Annotated in this window: 8 protein-coding genes and 2 pseudogenes; 7 read left to right on the top strand and 3 right to left on the bottom strand. The window is 43.6% G+C overall.

Annotation, left to right across the window (positions count from 1 at the left end; genetic code table 11):
• Nucleotides 1–181 (top strand): hypothetical protein (locus tag AACR09_RS10205; RefSeq protein WP_228010491.1); only part of this gene is annotated, 181 nt, incomplete at its 5' end.
• Between the two features lie 106 nt (nt 182–287).
• On the opposite strand, the gene AACR09_RS10200 is transcribed toward AACR09_RS10205, so the two are convergent.
• On the bottom strand, nt 288–689 hold the full coding sequence (locus AACR09_RS10200) for an ACT domain-containing protein (RefSeq protein ID WP_102566473.1): 402 nt from the start codon (nt 687–689) through the stop codon (nt 288–290).
• A gap of 130 nt (nt 690–819) precedes the next feature.
• On the opposite strand from AACR09_RS10200, the pseudogene AACR09_RS10195 reads away from it, so the two are divergent.
• The 5 genes and pseudogenes from AACR09_RS10195 to AACR09_RS10175 form a co-directional block, all read left to right on the top strand.
• Nucleotides 820–992, top strand: a pseudogene (locus AACR09_RS10195) (MBL fold metallo-hydrolase); the annotation flags it as partial.
• Between the two features lie 308 nt (nt 993–1,300).
• The gene (locus AACR09_RS10190) at nt 1,301–2,116 is read left to right on the top strand and encodes a TauD/TfdA dioxygenase family protein (protein WP_017087388.1); all 816 of its coding nucleotides are present in this window, start codon (nt 1,301–1,303) and stop codon (nt 2,114–2,116) included.
• 322 nt (nt 2,117–2,438) lie between these two features.
• Nucleotides 2,439–4,208 carry an ABC-F family ATP-binding cassette domain-containing protein gene (locus AACR09_RS10185; protein ID WP_193834899.1) on the top strand — a complete coding sequence of 590 codons (1,770 nt, stop codon included), beginning with the start codon at nt 2,439–2,441 and terminating at the stop codon, nt 4,206–4,208.
• 290 nt (nt 4,209–4,498) lie between these two features.
• Entirely contained in the window at nt 4,499–5,362 is an 864-nt protein-coding gene (locus AACR09_RS10180) for an AraC family transcriptional regulator (protein ID WP_193834898.1), read from the top strand.
• 243 nt (nt 5,363–5,605) lie between these two features.
• Complete coding sequence (locus tag AACR09_RS10175; RefSeq protein ID WP_102504135.1) at nt 5,606–7,654, top strand: ATP-binding response regulator; 2,049 nt, start codon at nt 5,606–5,608, stop codon at nt 7,652–7,654.
• 187 nt (nt 7,655–7,841) lie between these two features.
• Here AACR09_RS10175 and cqsA read toward each other — a convergent pair whose 3' ends face one another.
• Both cqsA and AACR09_RS10165 read right to left on the bottom strand, forming a co-directional pair.
• A complete protein-coding gene (gene cqsA / locus AACR09_RS10170) occupies nt 7,842–9,023 on the bottom strand; it encodes an alpha-hydroxyketone-type quorum-sensing autoinducer synthase (RefSeq protein WP_193834897.1) in 1,182 nt (393 codons plus the stop codon).
• A 337-nt stretch (nt 9,024–9,360) separates the two neighbouring features.
• On the bottom strand, nt 9,361–10,743 hold the full coding sequence (locus AACR09_RS10165) for an aminotransferase-like domain-containing protein (RefSeq protein ID WP_193834896.1): 1,383 nt from the start codon (nt 10,741–10,743) through the stop codon (nt 9,361–9,363).
• Here AACR09_RS10165 and AACR09_RS24630 point away from each other — a divergent pair.
• A pseudogene (locus AACR09_RS24630) lies at nt 10,736–10,988 on the top strand (EamA family transporter); the annotation flags it as partial. The gene AACR09_RS10165 and the pseudogene AACR09_RS24630 sit on opposite strands and share 8 nt — an antisense overlap.

Here is a 10,988-nt window from a genome sequence, read left to right as displayed (position 1 = left end):
CGCGACGGCTGCTGAAGAGCAAACACATGTGACGGGTGAAATTACCCAGAACGTGACGACCATTAAAGATGTTACCGACCACCTAGTTGTGGGCGCACAGGACAGCTTAACTGAGTCGAACGAACTTAAGAGCCAAGCCGCTGGTTTAAGTGATAAAGTGGCGACTTTTAAGCTTGCTTAACTGTTTCATTAGCTGATGCCTGATCAGTGAATGAACAGTAAGCAATAAGCCAAAGCGACGTAGATTACGTCGCTTTTTTTGTGTCTGTGAACAATAGAATTCTTTACTAATCCGCTTCTGAAAATTCTCTAAGCGCACTCATTGCGGCTTCAGCTTTGTCTTTCTGAACGAAGATATGGTCGTGATAGTAGCCTGCAACAACGTTAGCGCTAATGCCGTATGAGCCAAGCTTTGTCGCAAAAGCAGCCGTTAATCCAACTGCTTCGAGGCTCGAATGTACCGACAATGTAATCAGGCTAAACACACCGTCGAAGTCTAGCTGAGCTTTGGTCGCAACTTCTTCTTTCAGAACCAGTGTTAAACCTTCTTTCTCACGAAAAGTCGAGATTGGATTGAGCTGAACATAGTCTGCCAATCCCCCGTCTACAGTACAAAAAACATAATCACCTTCAATGAGCTCTGGTGACATGGACTTTAACAAAATGTCTAAATCGGTAATGGCAGTCATCGTCTTTTTCCCTGTGTAATCGCGTTTGTTTATGGTGTTGAATAATGCAGCCAAGATAGAATTTAGCTCTGCATAAGTAAAATTAATAATACTTATTCCACATCAGCATTACTAATGTCGAGCTTGCTTGCATGTTGCAGATATTGAAAACGTACTGGTAAGCACAAGCAATCCAACGTCTGTTGATATCAGTGATTACATGAAGAAAGCATACCCACAGTTCAAGGCAACGGAAGGCGATCTAGAGCTAGGTGCCAAAGTGCTAAGTGCTAAGTGCTAAGTGGTGAGATGGAGTGGCACTAAGTTCATTATCTCGGTTGTGTCTCAGAACAGCTTGAAGATTGTGTGCTAGATTTAAGTTGATACACAACTGGAGATATCGATGATCTGGCTTTCAGTGAAAGTACTACAGATTGGACTTGTCTATGGATACAGGAAGTATCAAAAAACGAAAAGAGCTCCAGCTTAGGGGCTCTTTTTTTGTTTCGGAGAGGCGATTTTTTATTTCAAGTGGGAAAGAAAATCTGCATTTTCCCGGTTTACTGTTAGTAGTCAGATTAGCCTAGTAGCCAGATCTGTCCTGCAACTCAAAATCCCCAATAAGCGAAAGTATGTTGAAAATAGAACCCATTACTCCTCACATCGGAGCTCACATCCACGAATTAGAGCTTTCTACATGCAGTGCTGATGAACTCGATAAGGTGTATCAGGCACTGATTACCCATCAAGTCATCTTCCTAGGTGATCAAGTACTCTCACCAGAACAGCATTTGATGATTGCAGATCGTTTTGGACAACTTGAGCCAGCACATCCGTTTTTTCCTCGCGTCGAGCATGTACCTCAGGTGAGCGTGATAGAAACAACGCGAGGCAATGCTCCGATGGAAAGTTATTGGCATACCGACTTAACCTGGCGAAAATTGCCATCGAAAGCGTCGTTGTTGCATGCCCAACATATTCCAAGCGTAGGCGGGGATACGATTTGGTGTTCGATGACTGCTGTATTTGATTCATTAGATGAAGACATCAAAGCAAAGCTGAGGAGCTTATCTGCGACTCATTCGCTGGTGGCTTTTGAAGGTATAGAGTCGGATCAGATTGAGCTTGATTGGCACAAGTCGTTAATCAAAACGGCTCAAGAAAATCCACCAGTGATTCACTCGGTTGTTCAAGTTCACCCTGAAACGGGTAAAGAGACGCTCTATATCAATGAACAATTTACTCGTTATATCAATGAGCTCGACCGACAAGAGAGTGATGTTTTACTTAACCAACTGTTCGAAATTGCGAGACGCCCTGAGTTTCAAGTTCGTTTCAAATGGGACAAGGGAACAATGGCTATTTGGGATAACAGAGTAACGCAGCATTACGCGGTAATTGATTACGGCGATACGCCAAGAAAAATGCACAGAGTCACGGTGACCTAGCTTACGTAAGTTTTGGGTAAATTGAGGCCAAGTCGAATACGACTAAATATTTTGACTCATAGGTCAATGTGATTTATTTTTAGCGCTAATGTTCAACTCAATACAAATAAGGAGGATTTTTATGAAAGTGTGTAAATTTTACCTTGCGCATATTTTTTGGTACGACCAAAACTCAAGTTTTAACACTATCGTGCTGCGATAACCAAAACTTGAGCGAAGCATTTAAAACTAAACTTCTATAGAGTTTCTTCACTCTAGTTTACTTGGTTGTTGTCAGCAAATGACGACAGCGTGTTCGCGCGCTTGAAACTTGAGTAAACAAATGACTACATTAATATCTACATCATCTATTTCTTACGATCTAACATCATGCCGCTTATTTGATGGGCTTTCTTTCACCATTAAAAAGGGTGACCGTATTGGCCTAATTGGTAGCAATGGGTGTGGGAAAAGCACCTTACTACGTCTATTAAACAAAGACTTACCTGACTCTATCGGCAGTGTGTCTTTTGCTTCTTATGCTGAAGTCGCGCTTATTGAGCAACATCTCCCTAAACGCCTGTTGAGCATGTCGATGCTTGATGCTGTTATCGATAATCTCCCATCTGAGATCCAACTCTCTGAGCAATGGCGCGCTCAAATCATCTTGTCTAACTTAGGTTTTGACGAAAGCTATTGGGGTCAGTCAATTGATACCTTAAGTGGTGGTCAATACGCGCGAGTCTTGGTGGCAAGAGCCTTAATTGTCGAACCTGATGTTCTACTGTTAGACGAACCGAGCAACCACTTAGATTTGCCAACCTTGCTTTGGTTAGAGCAATTTCTGATGGATTGGAAAGGCACCTTTGTCATGGTTTCGCATGACCAAAGGCTACTCGACCATGTGACTAACTGTACTTGGGTGTTACGTGACAAAAAGCTGCAATACTTCAGCCAAACCTGCACTGAAGCAAGAAAGGCGTTAGAAGAAAAAGATCGCGCTGACGCTGAAAGACAAGAGGTGGAACAAAAAGAGATTAACCGCATTGAAAAGAGTGCGCAGCGATTAGCTATTTGGGGTAGGGGTTTCGATAATGAAGGCCTAGCACGCAAAGCCAAAAGTATGGAGAAACGTGCTGCTGGTTTGCGAACGACTATGACGCGTTTGGATACGATTGAACCATGGACGCTAAGCCTCTCTGGTGAGTCAATGAAAGCCAACCGCTTACTTGAATTAGCATCGGTGCCAATCGCAGCCGCGCAGGAGCAACCGCCTTTGTTTGAAGTTTTGTTCCAGCAGGTAAAGAGCGGTGACCGAGTCGCTATTTTAGGCAAGAACGGCGCAGGTAAGTCTTCATTGTTGAAGGTGTTATGGGCAAGCTATCAAGCCTCTCAACTTGAAGGTAATGGTTACTTTCATCCGCAAGCCGAAGTGGGTTATTACGATCAAAGCTTGAACCAACTGTGCGATGAGCACTCATTAATAGACTCGCTGTACCCGTTTTATCCTGTGTCGCAGGAAGCAAGAAAAATGGCTCTGATCAGTGCTGGTTTTTCTTATGAAAGACACGATCAAAAGATCGCAGAATTAAGCGGTGGCGAGCGCTCTCGTTTACTGTTTGTCGGGCTATCTTTGGCTAAGTATCACTTCTTGTTATTGGATGAACCAACGAACCATCTTGATATTGAAGGTAAGGAAGAGTTAGCGCATTGCTTAACTCATTTTGAAGGAGGGCTGTTGTTGGTCAGCCATGATCGAGAACTCATCGAGAGTTCATGTAATCGATTCTGGTATATCAGTGATGGTCAGCTGGTGGAAATGACTTATTTAGATGCGGTTAATGAGGCCATGTCTGTCGGCAATCAGGTCGTAAGCTTAGAGGCGAGTGAGACCACACCAAGCTCGGTGTTGTTATCCAAATCTGAGTCTAGAGAAAACCATCACTCAGAGACGGCTCAAAACGATGATGAGTTGCTGTTGGAAAGGCTGTTAGAGTTGGAAAAGTTACTAACACAAGACCAGTCACGAAAAGCGAAACACCAGAAGCCAGATCTGCAACAAAAATGGCAGCAAGAAATCGTGAGCATTAATGCGAAACTGGAACTTACTTAGCTCTTAATTCTATTGGCCAAGCACATTAGTTAGCAGTACAGCTCGACTGTGACCGCTAACTATGAAAAGTAAGGCTCTTTAGCTCCGTATCGGCTAAAGAGCCTATTTTCAATTTCTCATCGTGAGATATTTCCTTTTAACATCAACATAGCCTCCATTCGTTTTTATAAAAACATATACTTATCCATAGTTTTAAAAGCACATTACCTGCGAATATCGCAATCTCAGTCAGGCGAATGCGATTCTCTGTGGGTATCATTTCTACGAATTCTTAACTGGGTACAAGAAAAATGAATGTAGTGAAGCACCATGAACGAAGAATACGGAAGGTATGTGACTTCATCGATGGCCATTTAGATGAAGCTTTGAGTTTGGAAGAGTTAAGCTCTGTTGGAGCGAGCTCTAAATTCCATTTTCACCGTGTTTTTAAATCATTCATGGGTATTAGCACCATTCAATATGTGCTGTTGGCGCGCTTAAAACGAGCTTCTTTTCGATTAGCTTTTGAGCCCGAACACAGTGTTACAGACGTTGCCTTTGAAGCGCATTTTGAAAGTCTCGAGGGGTTTTCTCGTGCATTTTCTAGAAACTTTGGGCAAACGCCATCCCAGTTTAGAAAACAGCCCAATTGGCCATCTTGGCATTCAAAGTATGAGTTTAACCCACCGAAAACTGGAGACAGGGTAATGGACGTAAAAGTCGTAGAGTTTTGTGAAACACAAGTCGCTTTAATTGAACATAAGGGAAGCCCTAAGCTTGTCTACAACACGGCAGCCAAGTTTATTGATTGGAGAAAATCGACAGGGCTCTCTCCCGTAAAAACGAGCCACACTTATGGAGTACCTTATTCCGACCCAGCCGACATCGTGGAAGACGAGTTTCGTTTTGATATTTGCGGAGTTCACCAAGGGAATGTGCCGGAAAATACTTTTGGCGTGAAGTCTGGTGTTATTCCTGGCGGCAGATGCGCTGTTGCTATTCATGAAGGAAGCCATGACTTAATCAGTGACACTGTTTATTACTTGTACCGAAATTGGTTACCTGAAAGCGGAGAGGAACTAAGGGATTTTCCATGCTTTTTCCAATATGTGAATCTTGTTCATGAAGTGGACGAATGCGATTTGATAACTCACATCTATTTACCGATACGTTAGGCTCGTTACTGAACTAGCATCGCATATCCATTAGGAGGCCTCGTATTTACGAGGCCTTGTTGTTTTTATAAGCATAAACATAAGCCCCAAAAACTAAGATTAAAAGCAAATACCTTCATATATATTTGATTGAAACCTCACTGCTCGGAGGTGATGTGTAATATAATCGACGCCAAAATATAAGAATAAAAATCAAACCATAGAATTAGTAAACGTTAGGGCTTAGAGAATAAAGAATTTCGTATGAACGCTATTCGTAAAGTTTATCAATACGCAGAACCAAACCTTACTCTCGTGGGTTGGATGGGCTTTGTCGGCTTCCCAATTTACTACATAGTGTGGGAGTTCTTGTTTCCTCAACCTTATGAAAACTTAATGCTGCGTCTGTTTTGCTCAGTGTTATTTTTCGGCATTATCTATCGCAATCGTGTCCCATTTGAATGGCGAAAATACCTTCCGGCTTATTATCAAGTTGCTGTAACTATCTGTTTGCCGGGTTTCTTCTTCTACATGCTACTCATGAATAATTGGTCCAACGTTTGGGTTATGTCATTCATGTCGGCCATTTTCCTCCATATTTTATTAGTGCACGTGACGAGAGTGATGTTTGCACAAACCTTTGCCGGTATTGGGATGGCGACCTTGTGCGCTTGGATTGCACAAGGCTTCTACCTAGAACTGACAATGGATTGGACGCATGTGCCAATCTTTTTGTTTATCTACTTATTTGGCAACTTGTTCTACTTCCGCAATCAGATGGAACACGAGAATAAGGTATCGTTGGCGAAATCTTTTGGAGCCGGTATCGCGCACGAGATGCGAAACCCCCTGAGCGGTTTGTTGACCTCTATTGATGTTATGCAGTCCATATTGCCGAACCCTAAAAGTGGTGATCACAAAGGGCAATATGCTTTAAGCAACGAAGAAGTCATACAGTTACGTGAGGTGGGCGATGAAGCGATGGAGATCATTCACTCAGGTAACGAGACGATTGACCTGTTACTGACTTCAATTGATGAAAACCGAGTATCTCGATCTACCTTCAAGAAGCATTCAGCACAAGCGGTGATTGAGGGGGCGATAGACAGCTTTAACTACAAGCGTTCAGCCGATAAATCAGCAATCTCTTTAGACGTACAGAGTAACTTTGATTTCTTGGGTAGCGACACTTTGTTGAAGTACGTGATGTATAACTTGTTCAAGAACGCATTCCACCATCGCAGCCCTGAAGATTTTCATATTCATGTCACTATGTGTAGTGATGAAGTGGCCAATCAAATAATGGTTACCGATAACGGATCAGGCATCTCAAATGATGTGATTCGACGCATTTTCCAGGACTTTTATACTACTGGCCAATCGGGTAATTACGGCTTAGGTTTGCCATTTTGTCAGAAGGTAATGCGCTCGTTTGGTGGTGAAATTAAATGTCAGTCTGAAGTGGATCAATGGACACAGTTCACGATGACTTTTCCATCGTTGTCTTCCCATTCGGTGAAAGAAATCAAGAGTGAACTGACTAAACTTAAGACTGTGCTAATGGTGAGTGATCAGAAAGTTCTCACCAATAAAATGACTGAGGTAGCCCGTTTTATGGGTTTTGAGCTCACGGTGTTGGATGTAGCATCAGCGCTTAAAAATAAGGAATACCAGTTCGAATTCGACTTGATATTCGTTGACATGGAGAGCTTGGATTTAAGAGCAAGTTGCCTCGATAGGATTGAATCTTTACTTTCATTCACTGAAGCTCGAATCATCTATTTGTATGAACATCACCCAATTAAACGTGTCCGAAACGTTGCTTTTGAACCTATTTGGGTGGAAACACAAGTTTGGCTACTGAATACCAAGGCGACCATCGAACGCTTACTTTTCGACTCCAACTATGTGATGCCATCAGTTTCTGTAAAACCGTTAGAGGTTACCAATAAGCGCACGATCATGGTGGTCGATGATAACGAATCTCTGCGCCGATTTACCGCGATGTTATTGGAAAAGCAGGGTTTTGATGTCGTGCAGAAAGAAGATGGGCAACAAGCCTTAGACGCGTTGGACAGCGATGATATCGATCTAATTCTTATGGATATCGAGATGCCAATCATGGACGGAGTGGAAGCTTCACGCCGAATTCGAAGTGCTAATAAAGCGTACTCTTCGGTGCCAATTATTGCTCACACAGGTGACAGTTCTCCTGTGACATTGGAAAAAATGGAATCATCAGGCATGTCAGACTTTATCGTCAAACCGGCAGATAAAAACAGACTGTTCGATAAGATTGCTCACTGGATTTAGTGAATGCTATAGATTGATGCGCACGGCCATTTTGTCAGCGAACATAAACACAAGAAAGAGCTCAGCGAATTGCTGGGCTCTTTTTGTTTAGCGACATGATAGCGTCCATTCAGTCCTGCCGTTTATATTGATAATCGGAAGAGGTCTTATCTTTCAAAGAATCCTGTTGTGTGAATTACCCTTACAATCACACGAACTCTAATTCCGGATGATTGTACGCTTCATGACAAACGGTGAGCACATGGTTAATGTCTCTTGGTGTCATGTCGGCATTGACCGAAAAGCGGATGATGTTTTTGTTCTTGCCCGTCGCGGGGCGGCAGAAAACCGCGCCGAATACATCTCGTTCTTCGAGGAAATCACGAACACGTTCGGTGTTTCTTTCACTACCACACTCTAGTGCCACGATTTGAGACTCGCTGCGGATATTAAAGCCAATCCGCTTGAGGCCGGTAGTGAGCGATTTAGCGGTTTTGAATAAGGCTTCTCGTTTGTCTTCTGCACCTTTTATTACCTCTAATGTTTTCTCTAAACGAACCACCTCTTGTGGTAACACGGTCGAGCTGAAAATAGCTGGATACGAGACAAAAGGTAAGGTTTCTGAAAGCTGCTTTGGCCCAAGGATAGCACCTGCACGATAAGCAAAGGTCTTAGCCAAACTGACGGTAATGAAGTCGACTTGATTAGTGAGACCCAATGCGTGAACTAAGCCAGCTCCATTTTCCCCATGCGTACCCAGTGAATGCGATTCATCAACGACGACGGCACTATCAAATTCCTGCGCCATTTCGTAGATGTCGCGTAGTGGGGCGATGGTGCCGATTGTGCTGTAAATCGAATCGACCACAATAACGCCTGAGCCGTGGCGCTCTAGCTGTTTGCGCAGGTGATTCATATTGTTATGCATAAACGGGTGGGCGAGGGCGCCTGCAGCGCGAATGCCTTCCCATAGCGACATGTGTGCAAAGAAGTCAATGTACACAGGTGTGCTTGGTGGGCAGATGGTTTGCAATAGCCCAATATTAGCAGCCCAGCCAGACTGAGAAAGCAAACAGCTCTCCATTCCCACATAGCTTGCGAGTTCGGTTTCAAACGCAGGTTTAGACTCTTCGTCTTGCAGGAAAATGGCCGACATCACCACGTTGTCATCGTGTTCACTGATCGCCGCTTGGTGAGCTTGTTGGATCGGCTTGTTGTGTGACAGGGCTAGGTAATCATTGCTCTGCATGACAACAGCGTTGCGTGGTGGACGTTTACCCAAAACCAAATGCTTTTGGCTTTGGTTCTGGGTAATTAGGTCTTGAATATAGAAGTTCAAGCGTTCTTCGATAAAGGAAGGTAGTGGTTTGGTTTTTGTTTTATCACTCATAATAGTTCTCTTCAAATACAGGAAAACGCCAGCGCTGACGGCTGTATATTGACGATTAAAAGTGAGGTGTCATTAGCCAAGTTGCATATTTTTGTGCGTGCTTGCAAACTCAGTATTTAAGGGTTTTGAGGCGAGTGATTTTCCTTACGGTTCGGGGCTTTAACCTAGTTCAGATGGGAATAATAGCCTTCTTTTTTATGATGAAAGGCTATTAAAATTCGGTGTTCGAGTGGTTATGAAAAGGTCGATTATGAAAAGCTACGGTGTGCTAGCTTTGTTTATTAACCAGCACGTATTAGCTATTAACTAGCACGTATTGCCTATGAATTAGAACGTATTACCTATGAATGTGAATCAGTTCTATTAAGTCGTCCAATTGCTGCTTGGCTTTCCCCTCTAACGAGTAACCAATATTGATGCGTAAGCAATTGCTGTAAAGGTCGAGAGTGCTGAACAGGTACCCAAGCCTGATATCAATGTTCTGGTCAGCAACTGCCTGAGCAAAGGTTGATTGGTTCAAGTTGGGTATTTGCAGCCAAAGTACCATGCCACCTTGTGGGTTACTTATCTTCACATCTTGAGGAAGATGCTGAGCTAAATAGCTTAGGTATTGCTGGCGTAATGAAAGGATTTGAGCACACCTTCTTCGAACGTGTTTTGCGTATTGACCAGATTCGATAAAGTCAGCAACCGCAAGCTGAGTCGGCAGGGCAACGCCATAGCTTGCTGCAGAAAACTGAGCCTTGTATTCGTTGATAAACCTACCCGGTAAGCACCATCCTAATCGGTAGCTCGGTGACAGGCTTTTCGATACCGATCCACACCATAATACATAGCCGCCTTTGTCATAGTATTTTGCTGGCAGCGGCGTGTGTGAGGAGTAGGACAGTTCCAGATACACATCATCTTCAATGATCGGCACTCGATAGTGATTCGCTAATTCAGCCAGTTTCTGCTTTTGAGTGGCTGACATATTGATCCCTTGAGGGTTCATATGAGAGGTACAAAAGATCGCGGCATCCACTCGTTTATTCTTCAAATGCGCTTCCAGTTGTTGCAAGTCGACACCATCATCTAGAGACGGGATCTCGATGATTTTTCGCGACATTTGTCCGAGCAATTCCAGAATACCGTTGAAACATGGCGAGCTAATAGCGATGGTGTCGCCTTCTTTAGTGCAAGATTCAAGTGCGGCCTTAATCGCTGACATACAGCCAGCCGTAATCACCATCTCTTCAGGTGAAAAGTGCACATCGAGCTTGGCAAAATGAGTGGATAATGCCTGTCGTAACATCGGCTCACCTTGTGTATCTGGGTAATGGTTAAGCCTGTTGCTCATACGCCTAGTAGCGCGGCGGAAACTACGTTCCAGTTCTACAATCGATTGTTCATCATTGGTGGTGCTAGAGACCCCTAAAGGCCCATTGATTGAGTTGTGAGTCGATGAGGTTTGCATAACGCTCGACACCTTACTCTCAAACTGTGCCCACTCTGGGGTTGAGTGAGCAGGTTTATGAGGAGAAACAAAATATCCCGCTTGCGGTCGAGAATGGATCCAACCTTGTGATTCTAATTCTTGGTAGCAGCTCACCACGGTCGACATGCTGATCGCCTGTTGCTTGGCCAATTGACGCAGCGAAGGCATGCGTCCGCCTTCCGGTCTTTTGCCGGTTTCTATCTCATCGATAAACTGATTGGCTAGCTTTCTGTAAATGCTCATTGTCACGACCGCTATTAACTGTACTGGTTTTTATTATAAAAATTGTATCTGTACTGGTTTTATTGTTCAAGGGATACTCATTCAAAACAAAGGAGGGGTGAGTATGAAAAGAAATGATTTGTTGTTAGCGGTATTCGTTATGGCAATTTGGGGGTTCAATTTCTCGATGATCAAAATGGGTGTGACCAACGTTCATCCATTATTGGCCACTGCAGCACGCTTTTCGCTAGCGGTGATTCCGGTGA

It is taken from the genome of Vibrio sp. OPT20 (genome assembly GCF_963889365.1).
GTDB classification, from domain to species: Bacteria; Pseudomonadota; Gammaproteobacteria; order Enterobacterales; family Vibrionaceae; genus Vibrio; species Vibrio splendidus.
Note: the sequence above shows the minus strand (reverse complement) of the source record. Positions and strands in the feature narration are given on the sequence as shown.